Origin of the sequence: Aeromonas sp. S16(2024) (genome assembly GCF_041403065.1) — a bacterium.
GTDB lineage: Bacteria > Pseudomonadota > Gammaproteobacteria > Enterobacterales > Aeromonadaceae > Aeromonas.
The window spans coordinates 56,878-75,693 of record NZ_JBGLQX010000010.1 but is presented as its reverse complement, the minus strand read 5'-3'; the positions used below and the strand labels follow the sequence as shown (position 1 = coordinate 75,693).

Annotated in this window: 11 protein-coding genes, 5 tRNA genes, 1 pseudogene and 1 riboswitch; of the genes and pseudogenes, 8 read left to right on the top strand and 9 right to left on the bottom strand. The window is 62.8% G+C overall.

Features of this window, described 5'->3' with window-relative positions; genetic code table 11:
• Positions 1-25: 25 nt before the first annotated feature.
• On the bottom strand, positions 26-2,128 hold the full coding sequence (locus tag ACB030_RS09625; RefSeq protein WP_371159364.1) for a methyl-accepting chemotaxis protein: 2,103 nt from the start codon (positions 2,126-2,128) through the stop codon (positions 26-28).
• A 251-nt stretch (positions 2,129-2,379) separates the two neighbouring features.
• Here ACB030_RS09625 and gltX point away from each other — a divergent pair, with 251 nt between their 5' ends.
• From gltX to ACB030_RS09590, 7 genes and pseudogenes are all read left to right on the top strand, one after another.
• Positions 2,380-3,795: a glutamate--tRNA ligase gene (gene gltX / locus ACB030_RS09620; RefSeq protein WP_371159362.1), complete on the top strand. Its 1,416-nt coding sequence runs from the start codon at positions 2,380-2,382 to the stop codon at positions 3,793-3,795.
• Between the two features lie 9 nt (positions 3,796-3,804).
• Positions 3,805-3,924: pseudogene (locus ACB030_RS09615) on the top strand (glutamyl-tRNA synthetase); the annotation flags it as partial.
• Positions 3,925-4,161: 237 nt separating this feature from the next.
• Positions 4,162-4,237 (top strand) — tRNA-Ala (locus ACB030_RS09610).
• A 28-nt stretch (positions 4,238-4,265) separates the two neighbouring features.
• Positions 4,266-4,341: transfer RNA gene (locus ACB030_RS09605), tRNA-Ala, on the top strand.
• A gap of 63 nt (positions 4,342-4,404) precedes the next feature.
• Positions 4,405-4,480 (top strand) — tRNA-Ala (locus ACB030_RS09600).
• 72 nt (positions 4,481-4,552) lie between these two features.
• Positions 4,553-4,628 (top strand) — tRNA-Ala (locus ACB030_RS09595).
• A 40-nt stretch (positions 4,629-4,668) separates the two neighbouring features.
• Positions 4,669-4,744: transfer RNA gene (locus ACB030_RS09590), tRNA-Ala, on the top strand.
• Positions 4,745-4,893: 149 nt separating this feature from the next.
• On the opposite strand, the gene ACB030_RS09585 is transcribed toward ACB030_RS09590, so the two are convergent.
• Complete coding sequence (locus tag ACB030_RS09585; protein WP_371159361.1) at positions 4,894-7,041, bottom strand: ExeM/NucH family extracellular endonuclease; 2,148 nt, start codon at positions 7,039-7,041, stop codon at positions 4,894-4,896.
• A gap of 295 nt (positions 7,042-7,336) precedes the next feature.
• Positions 7,337-7,420, top strand: a riboswitch (cyclic di-GMP riboswitch).
• A gap of 113 nt (positions 7,421-7,533) precedes the next feature.
• On the opposite strand from ACB030_RS09585, the gene ACB030_RS09580 reads away from it, so the two are divergent.
• Entirely contained in the window at positions 7,534-10,572 is a 3,039-nt protein-coding gene (locus tag ACB030_RS09580) for a glycosyl hydrolase family 18 protein (protein WP_371159359.1), read from the top strand.
• A 303-nt stretch (positions 10,573-10,875) separates the two neighbouring features.
• Here ACB030_RS09580 and ACB030_RS09575 read toward each other — a convergent pair whose 3' ends face one another.
• The 7 genes from ACB030_RS09575 to ACB030_RS09545 all read right to left on the bottom strand — a co-directional run bounded on the left by ACB030_RS09575 (position 10,876) and on the right by ACB030_RS09545 (position 18,631).
• Positions 10,876-12,111, bottom strand: coding sequence for a tetratricopeptide repeat protein (locus ACB030_RS09575; RefSeq protein WP_371159357.1), 1,236 nt, complete (start codon positions 12,109-12,111; stop codon positions 10,876-10,878).
• Between the two features lie 11 nt (positions 12,112-12,122).
• Complete coding sequence (locus ACB030_RS09570; protein ID WP_106887700.1) at positions 12,123-12,758, bottom strand: energy transducer TonB; 636 nt, start codon at positions 12,756-12,758, stop codon at positions 12,123-12,125.
• A 16-nt stretch (positions 12,759-12,774) separates the two neighbouring features.
• Positions 12,775-13,182, bottom strand: coding sequence for a biopolymer transporter ExbD (locus tag ACB030_RS09565; RefSeq protein WP_216979403.1), 408 nt, complete (start codon positions 13,180-13,182; stop codon positions 12,775-12,777).
• A gap of 66 nt (positions 13,183-13,248) precedes the next feature.
• Entirely contained in the window at positions 13,249-13,776 is a 528-nt protein-coding gene (locus ACB030_RS09560; RefSeq protein ID WP_139439732.1) for a MotA/TolQ/ExbB proton channel family protein, read from the bottom strand.
• A 10-nt stretch (positions 13,777-13,786) separates the two neighbouring features.
• Complete coding sequence (locus ACB030_RS09555; protein WP_371159355.1) at positions 13,787-15,160, bottom strand: MotA/TolQ/ExbB proton channel family protein; 1,374 nt, start codon at positions 15,158-15,160, stop codon at positions 13,787-13,789.
• A complete protein-coding gene (locus ACB030_RS09550; protein ID WP_371159353.1) occupies positions 15,157-15,921 on the bottom strand; it encodes a DUF3450 domain-containing protein in 765 nt (254 codons plus the stop codon). The genes ACB030_RS09555 and ACB030_RS09550 overlap by 4 nt, the downstream gene beginning before the upstream one ends.
• 103 nt (positions 15,922-16,024) lie before the next feature.
• Positions 16,025-18,631: a TonB-dependent receptor plug domain-containing protein gene (locus ACB030_RS09545; protein WP_371159351.1), complete on the bottom strand. Its 2,607-nt coding sequence runs from the start codon at positions 18,629-18,631 to the stop codon at positions 16,025-16,027.
• Between the last annotated feature and the right edge of the window lie 185 nt (positions 18,632-18,816).

Here is an 18,816-nt window from a genome sequence, read left to right as displayed (position 1 = left end):
GGGAGAGCCCTGAGCATGAAAATTATCAGCTGAGACGAAATTGCCCCAGCAACTGCTGCAAACGCTCGGCCGCCTGGCGCAAGGCCTGGCTGGCTTTCGCCGTATTGGTGGCATCCAGGGCGATGTCGTTGGCCAGTGCGTTGGTTTTTGACAGGTTGCCTGAGACCGTCTCGGAAACCGAGCTCTGCTCCTCGGCGGCGGAGGCTATCTGATAGGTCATGTCGTTGATGGTGGCGATGGCCTGGAAGATGCTGTCGAGGGCCGCCTCCGCCAGATCGGCCTCACCTACCGCCTGATGGGTCAGCTGCTGGCTCTGCTGGATGGCGTTGACCGCATTGGCCGAGCTGTGGCGGATCTTCTCGATCAGCTCCTGGGTGTTTTGCACCGCCTGCTGGGTGTTGCCCGCCAGCTTGCGTACCTCGTCCGCCACCACCGCAAAGCCGCGCCCCTGCTCGCCGGCCCGGGCCGCCTCGATGGCGGCGTTCAGCGCCAGTAGGTTGGTCTGATCGGCGATGCCCTGGATGACGGTGAGTATGCTGGTGATCTGCTCGCTGTCGTGGGCCAGCCCCTCGACCACCTCGGCCCCCTTGCCCGCCTCGGCCGCCACCTTGTGCATGGACTGGATCACCTGTTGGAAGCGCACCTTGCCCTGATCCGCAGCGCCCTGCGCCTGCTTGGCAGAGTCGGCGGTGTTGTTGGCGTGGGTGGCCACCTCCTGACTGACATAGGACATCTCCTGCACCGCGGTCAGCATCTGCTCCATCTCCGCCTGATGGTGCTGCAGGTTGCTGTCGGTCTGGCCGGCGATGCGGTCGGTATCCCCGGCATGACGATGGACTTCGCTTGCGGTTTTCTGCACATCTCCGAGCAGCACCTGCAACTTGTCGATGAAGCGGTTGATGCCGCGGGCCAGAGCTCCCAGCTCGTCCTGGGCTCGGGTGTTCAGGCGCTTGGTGAGATCCCCCTCGCCATCGGCGATGTCATCCACCAGGCTGACCATCTGGCGGATGGGGCCCGTGATGCTGCGGGCGATCACCAGCATGGTGGCCAGGGCCAGCACCAGCACGATGAGGGCACCGATGAGCTGCTGGGTCATGGCGGCCCGGTTCATCTCGGTGAGCTGGCTCTCCAGCTCGTCGGCCCCCGCCAGCACCACCTGGTAGGGCAGGGTGACTATGATGGCCCAGTTGCGGGCCATGCCCGGCACCGCGATGGGCACAGAGATGCGAAACGCCTCGTCGAGCTCCTGGCGCTGCAGCTCGGGCTTGAGGTATTGCTGCCAGTCGTCGCCCAGCAGCTTGTCGGCACGGCTGCCGAGCAGGCTGGGGTCCCCGCTGGTGCCGGTGATGACGCCGGCGGCGCTGACGATCAGGGTCTCTCCCTTGCCGTCATAGATGTTGCTGTTGAGAGACTGGGCCTGGCGGCTGATGGAGTCCACCGCCAGATCCAGGGCCGCGACGCCCTTGAACTGGCCACCCACCAGTATGGGGGTGGTGATGGTGCTCACCAGCACCTGCTGGCCGTTGATGTCCACCTTGAAGGGATCGATGAGGCAGGAGCGCCCCTCCCGTTTCGGGCAGGCGTAGTAGTCGTTGGCCGGATTGCCGAATTCGTCCGGGTCGCTCTTCTCGATGGAGAGCAGCAGATCCGAGCCAATGTTCTCCTTGTCGCGATAGAAGTAGGGGACAAAGCGCCCCTTGTCATCGCTGCCAAGGGCGCTCTGGCCTGCGAAGGCGCTGTCCTGGCCGTCGAAGCCGTTCGGCTCGAAGCCCGCGAAGGCGCCGTAGAGCTGGGGTTCCAGGCCGAGCTGCGCCTTGAGCAGATCCGTGGCCTGCTGGCGATCCAGCGGCAGCTTGCCCCCTTGCTGTTGGGCGAAGACGCTGGCCATCTGCTGGGTATAGGAGAGTCCCTTTTGCAGCAACTGGGTGATGGTGGCGGCCTCGGCGCGGGCGTTGGCACTCACCTTCTGCCAGGCCTCCTGCTGCAGGGCCGCGCGACTCGAGCTGATGGTCAGTTGCTGGGACTGCTTGCTCGAGTATTGGTTGAGCAGGATCAGGATGACCAGGGCGGTGGTCATGGCGACCCCCGCCAGTACCAGGATGCGATTCTGGATAGAGCGAAACTGCATCTCGTGTTCCTTGTACGTAGAAAGTTGTATGAATTATCGGCATGGCGGGAGATTCCTCCAGCAATGTTGCCCAGCAAAGCGGAAAATGATGGGAGGTTTTGCGATCCCTCTCAAAGAACGGTGCCCCGGCCAAATCAAGACCTGTTTAGGCCCCGGCTATTGCATGGTTTTCCCATCCGTGATTCTGAGTGCTAAAATGCGACGGTTTTTTCTAACGCATTGGCCCAAGGCCCTCTACACAAGGCTTAAAGATGAAAGTCAAAACCCGTTTTGCTCCCAGCCCGACCGGCTTTCTGCATGTCGGCGGTGCCCGTACCGCACTCTATTCCTGGTTGTTCGCAAAGAGCCAGGGCGGCGAGTTCGTGCTGCGTATCGAGGATACCGACCTGGAACGTTCCACTCAGGAGGCGATCGACGCCATCATTGAGGGCATGGAATGGCTGGAGCTGAACTGGGATGAGGGCCCCTACTACCAGACCAAGCGCTTCGATCGCTACAACGCCATCATCGACGAGATGCTGGCCGATGGCCGTGCCTACAAGTGCTTCTGCTCCAAGGAGCGTCTGGAAGCGCTGCGCGAAGGCCAGATGGCGAGCGGCGAGAAGCCCCGCTATGACGGCAAGTGCCGCGACCACGCTCATGATCATCCGGCCGATGCGCCCCACGTCATCCGCTTCCGCAACCCGACCGAAGGCTCAGTGGTGTTCGATGACCACGTCCGTGGCCGCATCGAGTTCGCCAACACCGAGCTCGACGATCTCATCATCCGCCGCACCGACGGCGCGCCGACCTACAACTTCTGCGTGGTGGTCGATGACTGGGACATGGAGATCACCCACGTGGTGCGTGGCGAAGACCACATCAACAACACCCCGCGCCAGATCAACATCTACAAGGCCCTGAACGCGCCCGTGCCGGAATTTGCCCACGTCTCCATGATCCTGGGTGACGACGGCGCCAAGCTCTCCAAGCGCCACGGTGCGGTCTCCGTGATGCAGTACCGGGACGACGGCTACCTGCCGGAAGCCCTGCTGAACTATCTGGTGCGTCTGGGCTGGTCCCACGGCGATCAGGAGATCTTCACCCTGGACGAGATGATCAAGCTGTTCAGCCTGGATGCCATCTCCAAGTCCGCCTCCGCCTTCAACACCGACAAGCTGCTGTGGCTCAACAACCACTACATGCGCAGCCTGGATCCGGCCTATGTGGCCAAGCACCTGGCCTGGCACATGGAAAACCAGAAGATCGATACCAGCAATGGCCCATCACTGCCAGAGGTTGTCACCCTGCTGGCCGAACGCTGCAACACCCTGGTAGAGATGGCCGCCCAGAGCCGCTACCTGTTCGAAGATTTTGAGGCCATCGACGAAGCGGCTGCCAAGAAGCATCTGCGTGGCGTCGCAGCCGAGCCGCTGACCCTGGCCAAGGCCAAGCTGGCTGCACTGGATAGCTGGACCACCGAAGCGCTGCACGAGCTGATTGAAGCCACTGCCGCCGAGCTGGGTCAGGGCATGGGCAAGGTCGGCATGCCGCTGCGCGTGGCCGTCACCGGTCTGGGTCAGTCCCCCGGCATCGACGCCGTGATGGCGCTGGTGGGCAAGGAGCGTGTTCTCGCTCGCATCGATCGCGCCCTGGCCTATATCGAAGCGCGCATGGCGGCCGAGTAATTCAGGCTCACCGGCCTGGGTCAATCTCCTGCCATAGACGCCGTGATGGCGCTGGTGGGCAAGGAGCGGGTGCTGGCTCGCATCGATCGCGCCCTGGCCTATATCGAAGCGCGGATGGCGGCCGAATAAGCCTCTGCCATTGCTTGAAAAAGGACTCCCGCAAGGGGGTCCTTTGCTTTTGTGCGGCGCTCAGATTCATGACATAAAACAGCGACATAGCGACGCAGTTGGCGGTAAAAACAGCTAACTGCCTGAATTTTGACTAAACGCTTCAACCAGCGAAAATTTTGGGTTGACAGCAAAGCGGGTGATGCCTATCATGCGCCTCCGTTGCCAGAGATAACTTTGGTGGCGCCGAGGTGAGTTGGGGTTATAGCTCAGCTGGGAGAGCGCTTGCATGGCATGCAAGAGGTCCGCGGTTCGATCCCGCGTAGCTCCACCAAATTCTCCTCGAACAATCTGGAATCCAAGGGGTTATAGCTCAGCTGGGAGAGCGCTTGCATGGCATGCAAGAGGTCCGCGGTTCGATCCCGCGTAGCTCCACCAGGTTCCTGATTGAAATGCAGTACCCAGGGCAGTGCGGTGTGTATCACCCAGGCCGACCTTTGTGGGGTTATAGCTCAGCTGGGAGAGCGCTTGCATGGCATGCAAGAGGTCCGCGGTTCGATCCCGCGTAGCTCCACCACTATTTGATATTTGAATACCAGAATCAGGGCAACAGGCCGCCAGAACCCGTTGTCTAATAAAGAAAGAATTTGGGGCTATAGCTCAGCTGGGAGAGCGCTTGCATGGCATGCAAGAGGTCCGCGGTTCGATCCCGCGTAGCTCCACCAAATTCAGAGTGAAGGTCTTGACCTTGATTCGCCACAACTTGGGGTTATAGCTCAGCTGGGAGAGCGCTTGCATGGCATGCAAGAGGTCCGCGGTTCGATCCCGCGTAGCTCCACCAAACACTTAAGGCCACCGTTATCGCGGTGGCCTTTTTGTTTGTTCAGGCATTTATTTTTTTCATGATAACTGCCTCTTCATTTACAAATCAAATGACCAAAATGAAAAAGCCCGCGGCTGTCGCGGGCTTTTTTCGTTATTCAGCGCGGATCATGACGAGTGCCGACGCCGCCAGGCCAGCGGCAACAGCGCCAGCAGCAGTGCCCCCATGGCGCCGCCACCCCCCTTGCTCGCTTCCTTGAGCTTTAGGTCGACGATGACGGGGTCGTGGTCGGAGGCGCTGAAGGGGTTGTCAGACTTGATCAGATCGTCGGTGAAGGCGCCGCCATATTCGAACAGGTTGCTCTCGAAGGAGTTGATGTGCCAGTCGGCCACCGCCACCACCTTGCTCGCCAGCGCAGGGTTGGCGAGGGCGTAGTCCAGGGTGCCGAGCTCGGCCTCGTAGCTGTAGGAGATGGCCTTCTCCTGGTTGAACTTGACGTTCAGATCCACCAGGCCGTAACCCTTGCCCACCGCCTGGCCCATCTGCTCATAGGGCTTATCGCCGATGTAGGTGTGGAAAGCGGAGCGGATCTGGCGCTCCCCCGCGACCGGCGCATAGTCGGTCAGCACCCGGATGGGATCCTCCTTGGCGTAGGAGTTGAAGTCCCCCACCAGCAGCACCTGGCCCGGCATCTTGCTCACCGCCTCCCCCAGCACCCTGGCGGCGCTCACCCGAAACTCGGTGCACTTGCCCTGCAGATCCGCAGGCTCCGTCTTGCCATCCCCGTTCTCGTAGCAGCCCGATCCCTTGGATTTCAGGTGGTTGACCACCAGAGTCAGGGGGGCGTTGCTGTCCGCCACGGTGAAGCGCTGCACCAGGGAGTCCCGCTGACCGGCGCTCCTGGCGATGCCGCCCGTGGTGTAGCGCTGCTCAGGCAGGGGGATGACCTCGGCATCCCCGCTCGGAGCGAGCAGGGCGGGGCGATAGATGATGGCCACCATGATGGCGTCGCCGCCAAAGAAGCGCTCCTTGGTGAGCAGGGCCTTGGGCAGGGTGACGAAGGCGTAGTGCTTGCTCGCCTCTTTCTGGCGGGCGTTGAGGCTTTCCACCAGATCGTGCAGGGCTGCGTGCTCGTCGAAGCCGTTGTTCTCCATCTCCATCAGGCCGAGGAGGTCTGCGTCCATCTCGGTGATGGCGTTGACGATCTTGGCGCGCTGCAACTGGAAATCCTCCAGGCTCTTGGCGCCGCGGTTGCAGCCCTTGGCGCTGTCCGCATCCGCCTGATCCGCGCAGAGCACGTTGAGGGCGCCCCCCACACTGGAGTGGCTGGTGAAGTAGTTGAGCACGTTGAAGCTGCCGATCCGCAGGTCGGTGCCATGGGCGCGGGCCGGTGCGCCCTGGCGGTCGTTCTCATCGGTGCGCAGCAGATCCCCCGCGGTGATGCGCTGCTCCTTGGGCACGATCAGGCGGTATTCGTCATAGCTGTAGCCCACCATGGCCTCCAGATTGACCGGGGCATCACCGATGCGCAGATAGCCCTGCTCCGGCTCCCAGGCCGGCAGCCAGGGGAGCTTGCCGTTGGCGGCCTTGAAGTCCGATTCGAGGAAGACGCGGTTGCCGGCGTTGGCCTCGGCCAGCGCCACGGCCTCTGGGCTGCCCGCCACATGGAGCTGGGTCGGCTTCATCAGCGGGGCGCCGTGGGCGAGCACCAGGTTGTTGCGCTTGGCGGCATAGTCGTAGCTGAAGTTGCGGCTTACCTTGAGCTCGCTGCCCTCATCGAGGCGCACCCGCATCCCCTCGTGGCGCTCCAGGGCCCGGGCCAGGGTTTCCCCTTCCTGCACCCGCAGCGCCGTGGCGGCCGGGGCGTCGCCCTGGGCCAGCACCGCCAGGCGCGGGGCGTTGCCGTCAACCAGGGGCTTGAGCTGGGTGTGACCGTAGAACTCCTCGACCCTGGCCTCCAGACAGACCAGAGCCCCCGGCTGGATGCCCGGGTACTTGCTGGCGAACTGCTTGTCATTGAGGTAGACGAAGATGCCGTCCGACGTCTCGGGGTTGCCGTCCCCCTGCAGATCCTGCAGATAGAAGCCTCTGTTCAGGCTCTCGCCGAGGGCGGAGACCAGGGCCTTGACCTTGACAGTCCCGGGGCTTTCGAACAGATGGGCCGGGACGAGGGGGCTCTTGTCGCCGCTGCCCTGGATGGCGGGGATGGGGGTGAGGGCGCTGTCGGCCGGGCAGCTGAAGCCGGCGGCATGGAGAGACGGGGACGCGAGGGCGAGCCCCACGGCCAGGGACAGCAGGGTAGGTCTTCCTTTCATGGGTATTCCTTTTTTTATTTTTGCCAGTGTTTCCATAGCCTTGGCGCTTTGGCCAAGGGCGCGCATTGTCACATTTCTGGCAGCTCTGACCAGTGAGGCAACGCACATTATGGGGAGACAAAAGAGGCTGAGTCCGTTTTTTTGACGTGGCTAACAGATTGATATTGATGACTTAATTTTTAGTTGGTCGATTGAGGGGAAGTGTGAGCCGGCCGGCATTCACATATTTTCCTTAGAGAATAAAGATTGAGCGGTTGCCACTTGCTTCCTATACTCGAGCCGTTCCTCACGGAACCCAGGCAAAGGGCAAACCGGCAGTGATGCCGGGACGCAAAGCCTCCGATCTGCCCCAAGCGGGCCAGACAGCGGGGTTACCCAGGGTGACTTGAGGGTTTGTGGCCCGTCCATGGCCTGTTGTCGCTCCCGTGTTCCCTGTTGCGATTGCGCTTTTCCCGGTCTTAAAAGCCAAGACAAAACAAGGATGATAACAATATGCAACAGATCTTGAGGCCCAGCAGGCTCGCCATGCTGGTCGCCCTTGCGGCCGTCCCTGCCTGGGCGCAGGCCGCTTACCCCGCTTATCAGGCCGGCACCGCCTACAAGGCTGGCGACATCGTCAGCAACGCCGGCGCCCTCTATGAATGCAAGGAATTCCCTTACTCCGGCTGGTGCGGCGCGTCGCCCTACCACTATGCCCCCGGGGTCGGCGCCGTCTGGGCCGATGCCTGGAAACCCTATGGCGGCGAGGTGCCGCCGCCTGCCATGGTGGTCGCCATCGGCTCCCCCGCCGTGGGTGCCAGCGTCAGCGAAGGGGCCAGCCTGGCCCTGGCGGTGACCCTGAACGGCCCGGTCACGGCGCTCACCCGGGTGGAGTACCTCATCGACGGCACCCTGGTCGCCACGGCCACGGCCACCCCCTGGAGTGCCAGCTGGCCGGCCGCCGGCGTGGGCAATCACGCCCTCAAGGCACGGGTGCTGGATAAAGACGGCAAGGTGCTGAGCGAGGCGGATTCGAGCTTCAAGGTCGCCGCCGTGGTGGCGCCCGAGGCGCCCAAGGCGAGCATCGCCAGCCCCGCCGCCGGTGCCAGGGTGACCCTGGGCCGCGCCCTCACCGTGAGCGGCAATGTGACCGACGCCAATGACGACGTCGCCAAGGTCGAGCTCTTCGTGAATGGCCAGAAGGTGGGCGAAGACAGCAGCGCCCCCTGGCAACTGAGCTGGACGCCCCAGAACAAGGGGCTGACCGGTCTCAAGCTGGTGGCGACCGACAAGGCAAGTCTCTCTGGCGAGTCAGCCCAGGTGGACGTGCAGGTGGAAGAGGCTGCCCTGCCCCCCACCGGCGGCAACCTCTCCTGCGACGTGCGCCAGATCTATCGCGCCGACGGCAGCGAGTGCATGGGGGATGACCATGGCCGCCGCGTCATCGGTTATTTCACCTCCTGGCGTACCGGCAAGAACGGCTTGCCCGCCTACCTGGTGGGCGACATCCCCTGGGACAAGATCACCCACATCAACTACGCCTTCGCGGCGGTAGACGAGCAGAGCCACCTCATCAAGGTGGATGACGCCGCCACCAAGCTGACCTGGGACGGGGTGCCGGGCGCCGAGATGGATCCCGAGTTCGCCTATCAGGGCCACTTCAACCTGCTGTCCAAGTACAAGAAGCAGTACCCGGACGTGAAGACCCTGATCTCCGTGGGGGGCTGGGCCGATACCCGCGGCTTCTACGCCGCCACCACCAAGGGCGACTGCTCGGTCAACACCGCCGGCATCAACGCCTTCGCCGACTCGGCGGTGGGCTTCATCCGCCAGTACGGCTTCGATGGGGTGGACATCGACTACGAGTACCCCACCTCCATGAAGGATGCGGGCAACCCCAATGACTTCCCGCTCTCTAACCAGTGTCGCGGCAAGCTGTTTGCGAACTATGAAGTGCTGATGAAGACCCTGCGCAACAAGCTCGACAGCGCCGGGACCGAGGACGGTCGCAAGTACATGCTGACCATCGCCTCGCCGGCCTCGGCCTACCTGCTGCGCGGCATGGAAAACTTCCAGGTCACCCAGTACCTCGACTACGTCAACCTGATGACCTATGACTTCCACGGTGCCTGGAACCACTTCGTCGGCCACAACGCCGCCCTGTTCGACAACAAGGCGGATCCCGAGCTGTCCCAGTGGGGTGTCTACACCCAGGCCCAGTTTGGTGGCATCGGCTATCTCAACTCCGCCTGGGCGGCCCACTACTTCCGCGGCGCCCTGGCGGCGGGCAAGATCAACATAGGGGTGCCTTACTACACCCGTGGCTGGCAGGGGGTCACCGGTGGCACCCACGGCCTGGGGGGCAAGGCGGCGCTGCCGAGCCAGAGCGATTGCCAGCCGGGCACAGGGGGCAGCACCATCCCCTGCGGCAACGGGGCGGTCGGCATCGACAACATCTGGCATGATCTGGACAAGAACGGCAAGGAGATAGGCGGCGGCGCCGTGCCCATGTGGCATGCCAAGAACCTGGAGCACGCGGCCAGCCTCGGCATCACCACATTGCCGAGCTACGGCCAGGCCTGGGGTCTGGATCCCAACAACCCGGCCCACGTGATGCAAGGCCAGTACGTGCGTTACTACGACGACAAGGCCCATGCGCCCTGGCTGTGGAACGAGCAGAAGAAGGTGTTCCTCTCCACCGAAGATGAAGAGTCCATGGGTCACAAGCTCGACTACATAGTCAAGCGGGGCCTGGGGGGCGTCATGTTCTGGGAGATGGCGGGAGACTATGACTTCGATGCCGCGAAGAACGAGTACGTGATGGGCAGCACCCTCACCAGCCTCGCCTACGAGAAGTTCAGCAAGGCCGACAAGGCGGCCCTGAAGCAGAACGATCTGCCGGCCCCGGCCGCCCAGCTCGACATCGGCGTGAGCCTCTCCGGCTTCAAGGAAGGGGACTCCAACTACCCGATCAACCCGACCCTCAAGCTCACCAACAAGTCGACCCAGACCATACCGGGCGGCACCCGCATCGAGTTCCTGATGCCCACCTCCACCTCCGACACCATCACCGACCAGAGCGGCATGGGGCTGAAGGTGGTGGAGAGCGGCGGCAACCAGAACTCCGACGGCATCGCCAATGAGAAGGACTTCCACAAGGTGGCCCTGACGCTGCCGGCCTGGAAGGCCTGGGCGCCGGGCACCGAGGTGGAAGTGGCCATGACCTACTACCTGCCGGCCGCCGGCGTGCCGAGCGGCATGCGCCTGATTGCCGGCAGCCAGACCATAGGCCTGAAGTCCGACTTCCCGGCCCTGGCCGAGGCGGTGCTGGGAGGCAGCAGTGGTGGTGACGGCGGCAGCGGTGGCACCAGCTGCGCCAGCCAGAACGTCAACCCGGCGGACTACAATGCCTATCCGACCTGGCCGCGCGGGGATCACGCCAATGGCAACGACCGCATGACCAACGGCAAGGCGGTGTGGCAGGCCAACTGGTGGACCAGCAGCGAGCCCAAGGCGGGCGATGGCAGCTGGAAGCTGGTGTGCAACTACTGAGTTGTCCCGGCTGCTGTACCAGCAGCGAGCTCAGAGCGGGCGATGGCAGCTGGAAGCTGGTATGCAATTACTGATGACCTTGTGAGGGGGCAGCCCCCTATAAAGGCAATGACCCAATCCGGAGCCCAGGCTCCGGATTTTTTTGCGCCTCATACAAGGAAGGGAGCTCGTGACAACCGGGGGAGGGGACCATAAAAAAGACCGCTCCGAAGAGCGGCCAATTGCCACCAGGCAAGCTGCGGGGCTGACCCCCTTGTGGATGGGCAGTCGCCATGGGCAGATGCCTGCCCATGGCGTACCGGTTTATTGAGTGACGGCGCCGCCCTGTTGCTCCTTCAGGAAGCTGATCCAGGGGGAGGCGCGACCACTGACGTTGCCATTCTGGGCGGCCTGGGTGAAGGCGCTGAGCGCCTCCTTCGGCTTTTGCTGCTCGAAGTAGGCGACCCCGGTCAGGAACTTCAGATCCGCCCGCTGCTCGCCGCTGGCATTGGCGGCGGGCTTGGCGGCCAGGGCTACAAGATCCTTGTAGCGCTTGCTCTGGATCATCATGCGCGCCATCTTCAGCTGCAGCTCGGCACTGGGGGCCAGCTGATAGGACTTGGCCAGGGTGTCGATGGCCGGATCCAGCTCCTTGGCCTGATGCCAGTAGTTGGCCAGCGTCTTGTAGTTGGCCGCGCTGCTCTCGATGGTCCCCTCCTTCATCGCCTTCTCCATCACGCGGGCGGCGCGGTGGGGAATACCGGCGAAGGCCAGGTAGTTGGCGAGCCGCTGCAACTCGGTCGCCTCGGTCAGCATGCCGAGGTTGTAGGCGCCTTCCAGCGCCGCCAGGGCCTTGGCATCGTTGCCCGCCTGCATGTGCATGGCGGAGAGCTGGGTCCAGTACTTCTTCTTCTCCGGGTACTTGTCCACCAGGGCGGTCAGCACCTCGGTGGCCGGCTTGTACTGTTTCAGCTCGTAGTGGGCCGCCATCTTCAGCAGATACCAGGACTCCGGCGCCTTGCCCGCGGAGAGCTTGATCGCCTGATCCACCGCCGGTATGGCCTCCCGGTACTGCTTGAGCTGCACATGGGCGTTGGCCAGGGTGATGTAGGCGTGCGGGGTCGGCTTTTCGTCCTTGCCGAGGTTCGCAAACCACTCATTCATGGTGCTGATGGAGCCCTTGAAGTTCCCCTCCGCCATATAGAGCTGGGCCAGGTTGTAGCGCACCTGCTGGGCCACCGGCTGCGGCAGGCCGCCGGTGGCGATGGCATCGGCGAAGTATCTGGTCGCCTGGCTGTATTTTTCCTGCTGGGCGGCCACGAAGCCCAGGGTCTGCAAAATGACCCCCTTGTCGTAGACCCGCTCGCCTGCGCCGGACAGCGCCTCCTGCAGCTTGGCATTGGCCTCGCCGTATTTCTTTTCGGTGATCAACGCCTGGGCCTTGTTGACCGCGCGGTAGGCGCGATCAGACAGGGCGGGTTGCTCGGCGGCCCAGCCGGCGGTACTGAGCAGTACCGCCATGGCCACCGGGGCGAGGATCAGGGTATGTAACTTTTTCATCGCCACCTTCCTTAGTTGACCGCGAACTCGATCTCTTGCTGCATGCGGCTTGCCTGGGGCTTGCCGTCCACCATGGCCGGCTTGAAGGTCCACTTGGCAATGGTCTTGCGCGCCTCCTTGCCGAGGTCGTAGCTGCGGGGCTCTTCCTTGACGATCCGGATGTTGCTGACGGTGCCGCGCTCGGTGACGGTGAACTCCACCAGTACCTTGCCGGAGGCGAGACCGGCCAGCGCCGCCTTGCGGGGCATCATGGGCTCGAAGGTCGCCATGGGCATGGCGCCGTTGTTGCCGCCCATGCCGCCACCGCCGCCGCCGGTGCTGTAGGCACCCAGGGCGTTGCCGCCGCCGATGTTGACCGGGATGTCGAGCTTGGGCATGTCCATGGGGGCACTGTCCATCTTGGGCCTGTCCGTGCTCGCTACCTCCATCTCGGGTGGGGGCGGCGGGCGGTTCGGGGGCGGCGGTTTGGGCAGTTCCCGTTGTTTCTCTTGCAGGGTCTCCTGGGGCTTGAGGCGAATGAAGTCGGTCATGGTGACGTCTTCTCTCTCCGTCAGCTCCCGGTGATCCGGTGTGATGAGCTTGTTCATTCCCAGAAACAGGAAGAACACCACCACACAGGAGACCGCTATCGCTATCAGGTATCTCATGGTGCTCGCTCCGGCATCAGCTGCTCTTGCTCGCCGCGATGGAGATGTTCTGGACACCGGCCATGCGGATCTGATCCATGACCTGGACCACCAGCCCGGAACGGGACTCGGTATCGGCCTGGATCACCACGGCGCTCTCCGGGTTCTCCGCCCGCAGCCGCTCGATGTTGGCGCGTACCGCCCCCACCTCGACCACCCGCTTGTCGACCCAGACCTGACCGTTTTCGCGCACCGCGACCATGATATTGCCCTTCTTCACCGTCTCGGCCGTGCTGGCACTGGGACGGTTGATCTCGACACCGGACTCCTTGACGAAGGAGGTGGTGACGATGAAGAAGATCAGCATGATGAACACTATGTCCAGCATGGGGGTCAAATCGATAGCCGCCTCATCGGCACCGCTGTCGCTGTAACGTTTTCTCATAGCAGAAACTCCTTGCTTGTTCTGTGCCCCGGCGGGCCTGAGCCTGCCGGGGATGTGCATCCTGCATCAGCCGTGTTTCAGGTTGTCTTCCAGCTTCTGCACCGCCAACTTGGCCTTGTGATCGAGCTGGTTGACAAAAAACAGGCCGGAAAGGGCGGCAATCATGCCCGCCATGGTCGGTACCGTCGCCTTGGAAATCCCCGAGGCCATCGCCCTGGGGGAGCCGGTGCCGGTGATGGCCAGGGTGTCAAACACCTGCACCATGCCTACTACTGTGCCGAGCAGCCCCATCAGCGGACAGAGGGCGATCAGCACCTTGATGACCGGCATCCCCTTGTCCACCGCCATGGCGACCCGGGAGACCAGCTCGCGGCGGATCTGCCTGGCGGACCAGGAGAGGTGATCGCTGCGGGCCAGCCAGGTCGCCTTGGTCTGCTTCACCTGTTTGGGGTAGACCGCCATGAAGTAGAACCAGCGCTCCAGCAGCAGGGCCCACATCATCAGGGTCAGGAAGAACAGGGCGACCAGCACGTCGCCCCCCAATCCCAGAAACCGGCGGACCGACTCGACTTCTTCAATCAACCAGAACCACATGGGTGACTCCTTAGGCTGCGGCTTTGGCGGCGTGCAGACGTTCCTGATAACGGGCGACGAAACCGGCGCTCTGCTCTTCCAGCACCTGGATGAGACGACGGCTCTGGGTCTGCACTATGGTGTAGAGGAACAGCATGGGCACGGCGACCACCAGACCCTGCATGGTGGTGACCAGGGCCTCGGAGATGCCGCCCGCCATCAGCTTGGGATCGCCGGTACCGAACAAGGTGATGGCCTGGAAGGTGGCTATCATCCCCACGACTGTACCGAGCAGACCCAGCAGCGGCGCCACAGAGGCGATCAGCTTGATGATGCTGATGCCCTTCTCGAACTTGGGCACGTTGCGCAGAATGATCTCGTCGAGCTTGGATTCCAGATCCTCGATGTTGTCACCGCGGTGGGACTGATAGGCCCCCAGCATCTCGCCGATGGGATTGCCCTTGACGATCTGCTCGGATTTCAGCTGCTTGCGCATGGCGCTGCCGATCATCGACAGACGCAGGCCGCAGAAGATGGCCAGCAGGGTACCTATGACCCCCAGCGCCAGGATCACGTAACCCACGGAACCACCCTGATCGATGCGCTCCTTGAGGGTCGGCGACTGCACCAGCAGGGAGAGGATCACCCCGCGGGACGGGTCGATAAAGATGGGCTCGACGGCGCCGTTGCCCTGTTCAAACTTGGCGACGGGCTCCAGCACGGCGTTCTCGGGCTGACGGGAGAGCTGCTCGAACTTGCCGGTCTCAGGCACGAAGGTGAGGTACTTGCCCTCGGAGACGGTATTGAACTCGCCTATCTGGGTCACCGTCTTCTCGGCCTGGTTGCCCTCGCCGTAGACCACGGTCGCCGGGATCTGGCTCACCTTGCCACCGTCCACCATGCGGCCGAGGGTGGTGGTCCAGAAGGCGGTCAGATCGTCGCTGGAGGGGAGCTCCTTGCTCTCCGCCAAACGGGTCAGCAGGGCCGCCTGCTCCGGGTGTTCGACCCGGCGGGCGGAGGCGTTGAAGATCCCCTTGAACTCGCCGGCGAACTGGCGCAGCACGCCGAACATCTCGCCCATGTTGCCGGAGCGCTGGCGCAGGGTCTCGGTCAGCTCGGTGAGCTGCTTGTCGTTGGCATCGAAGGTGGCCTTGAGCTGTTCGCCCTTGGCAGTTTCGGCGGCGAGCTCCGCCTTGGCCTTGGCCAGCAGGGCCCCTTGCTCGTTCTTGTCAGCCAGGAAGCGGGCCTCCCGCTCCTTGTTGAGCTGGGATTCGCTGGTGCTGGCGGCCTTGACCTGGTTCAGCAGGGCGTTGAGATCCACCGGTTTTTCGGCTGCGGTCACCGGCAGGGTGATCAGGGTGGCTCCCGCGATCAGGGAGGCAATGGCGAGTTTGATTCCTTTCATGATGCTTTCTCCGCAGTTTGAACCGGCAGCTTGATGAGCGCGGGCGGTGCCTGCTTCTTGGCGATACGCAAGCCCTGTTCGACTGCACTGCGATACTCCTGGGGCAAGGCTTCCCACTGACGAGTCTTCTTGTTCCACATGCCTGTCTCGTTACCATCCGGGGACTGGTAAAGCAGGGCGATGCGGCCGACACGCAGGAACTCGTAGGTTTTCTCGCTGCCATCCTTGTCCAGACTGGCCTTGTAGGCCTCTATGGTGCGGCTGAAGCCCTCCTCGATCTGGTAGGCCTCCAGGATCTTGCGGTACTTCTCGGAAATGGTGACATCGGCCCGGTTCATCAGGTCGGTCAGGGCCGCCACGCGGTCCTCCCGCTCGACCTTCTGGAACGGCAGGTCCAGGGCGACGAACTGATCGAGGGAGTCGATCATCTTGAGCATCAGGGGCACCACCTCGGTGCTGGTCTGATCGATCTGGGCTATCTGGCGCTGCATCGAGGCCAGCTCGGCACTCTGGGAGTCGACCATCTTGCCCACTTGCTCGTTGTAGCTGCGCAGGCTGTCGACCTGGCGCAGGGCGGCCTTGTACTGGGCCAGGGCGGATTCGGCAGACTCGGCGTAGCTGTCGATCTTCTGCTGGGAGACTTTGGAGGCATTGTCGGTGGCGGCTTGAGCGTCCACTGCCTGACCGGCAGAGGCGGCACTCAGATTGAAGCTGGTCAGCAGGGCAGCCGAAACCAGGCTGCCGAGGAGCGCTTTCTTCATTGTAATTGTCCTTTTTTTCATAGGATTACCCTATCTCCGTGACTTCCTTGGGGCATGGGGCAGAGCCGGCCCGAGGGGGCCGGCTCGTCACTTTCCTGGTGGATCAGAACTTCTGTGCGTAGTCGAGGTAGTAGATGCGGCCGTCGATGCCGTAGAGCTCCTCGTCATAGGTGAAGCCATCGCTCTCGAGGGACGGGCCCGCGTTGAACATGTTCTTCACCCCGACCTGGATCTTGCCGTTCCAGGGCGCATCCACGCCGACGTTCAGGTTCCAGGTGGTCTGGGACGCGATGTGGCCAACTTCCTCGCCGGTGTCGGCGATGTAGTCCTGGCTCTGGGAGTCGATGTAGTTCGCGCTCAGATAGGTATCCATGTTCCACCACTGGGGCACGTTGACACCCACACCGGAGCTGAAGCGCATCTGCGGCAGACCGTTCTGGCCAATCTTGTCGATGACGGGGCCACCGGCATACAAACCTTCCTTGTACTCCAGGATGTAGGTGCCGCCGAGGTCATAGCGGATGGTGGCGGAGTTCAGGTCGTAGCGGTAATCCAGCTTGAGATCCAGACCGCTGGTGTTCAGGGTCCCCAGGTTGACCATGGGGGCGATGGCACCGCTGATCTTGCCCTGGCTGTTGCGGGTGATGTTGCTGGAGCCGCCGTTGTTCAGCTCGTCATAGATGACGGACTGCAGGGAGTTCAGCTGGATCACGTCCTCGATCTTGATGGTGTAGTAGTCCAGGGAGAGGTTCAGGTCATCCAGCGGGCTGTAGGCCACCCCGAAGTTCCAGGTGTCCGCCGTCTCTTCCTTCAGCTCCTCGTTGGAGGTACGGGTGGTGTCGTACTGGCGGTTCGGGCAGTCCGCCGCCGAGATGCCGTTGGCCTCGCAGTAGACATAGTCCTTGGCCCAGTCGGCCGAGAAGGAGTCAGCCGCGTAGAGATCGCTCAGGCTGGGGGCGCGGAACGAGCGGGACCAGGAGGTGCGTAGCATCAGGTTGTCCAGCGGCTGGTAACGCAGGCTCGCCTTGGGGGAGAAGGCGCTGCCGAAGTCGCTGTAGTCATCGAAGCGACCGGCCAGGTTCAGCTCGATCTGATCCGTGATGGGCACCAGGGACTCGATGTAGGCGGCGGTGACGTCGCGCACCCCGCCGGAGGAGTTGCCGGAGGAGCCTATGATGTTGCCGGCCTCGGACTGGGCATCGTACTTGTCGGCATAGACCCAGTCGTTGTACTCGGCGCCCGCATACCAGCTGACCGGACCGGCCGGCAGCTCACCCATGTCCCACTGGACACCGGCGTACCACTGGTAGAAGTCCATGGTAGAGCGGCGGCTGGTGTCGGCGGCCATGGCGGCAGTGCTCTTGGGATCGAACTCGCCTCCGACGAACTTGCCGTCGGCGATGGCCTGCTGGGCGGCGGATTGCAGCACGTAACCTGTGCCGTTCTCCTTGTTGTCGGTCTTGGAGTACATGTAACCGGCGTTCCACTGCATGTCGCCCACGGATTCTGTGGTGACAGTGCCCTCGAAGCCGAGGTTCAGGCTGCCGGTCATGTCGGTGACATAGTTGTCACGGGGACCGACGTTGCTGAAGCGGTAGTAGGCGTAGGCGGCTTCACCCAGACCCTGGGTGGCGGCGGCGTCCAGGCCGTTGTCGGTGAAGAACTGGGCGTTGTTCGGGTTGGACGGATCGATGGCGAAGGCGCCGGCGGCGGGGGCGAAGCGGCCGAAGCTCTCGACCCGGGAGCCGATGATCTGCGGCACGAAGTCGACGGTGTCGTTGATGTGGTAGCGACCGTTCACGTAGAGGGTGTCACGGCTGCGGGAGGCCGTGGTGGCCGCGACCTGACCGTAGTTGAAGTTGCAGCCGCCCTCGAAGCCGATGAAGGGCTCCTTGCAACTGCCGTCCGCATTGGTGGCACCGGCCAGGGGGCCGTATTTCCAGATGGGATCCCCGTTGGCGTCGAGGCCGGTGATCCCCTCCACGTTGCGGCCGTAGGCGCTGGGGGCATCGTTGCCCTGCTTGGCCAGATAATCACGATCACGGCTGTAGATGACGTCCTTCTTGTCGTGCTCGTAGACCGCCATCAGCGAGCCCTTCTCGCCATTGACGCCCGCCACGACTGAGCCGCTCTTCTCGTCGCCACCCTCTTCGGTCGGGGAGCCGAGGCGACCCTGGAAGGTCAGACCCTCATAGCCCTCCTTGAGCACCACGTTGATGACACCACCGATGGCGTCGGAACCATAGATGGCGGAGCCGCCGTCCAGGTTGACTTCGACCCGCTCAACGGCGGCCATGGGGATGGTGTTGAGGTTGATGGAGGTGCCACCCATGGTGGGAGAACCGGCGACCCGCTTGCCGTTCAGCAGAACCAGGGTGCGCTCTGACCCCAGGCCGCGCAGGCCGACGGTGGATTGGGACTGATAGGAGCTGCCGGAAGCCGGGGAGACGCCACCGAAGGAGTTGTAAGAGGCCTGTTTGAGGTAATCGGCGACGGTCTGCTGACCCGACTGTTCGATCTTGGCCTTGGTCACTGAGACGACAGGGGTGGAGCCTTCCACATCGACCCGGGAGATCCGCGAGCCGGTGACCTTGATTTTCTGTAGTTTTTCGACATTCTGGCCCTCTTCGGCCAGGACAGGGGTGGCCACAACTGCCGCGCTCGCCAAGGCAAACGCTACGGCAGCAGAGAGTCTGCTTTTCCTAAGCATCGTTAGTATCCTTCCTGATTGTTTTTTGTTTGCTTCCATTACCGCCCTCGTTGGAGCGGTGCGTAAGGCTTATCAAGGTTTGATGATTGACGTCAAATGGCGCGGCCAGGATGGGGACGACAGGGGGAATTAGAAGACTGTGCAGGATTTAGCCGATTTTTTTGGCGTTTCATTCCGTAAATAAT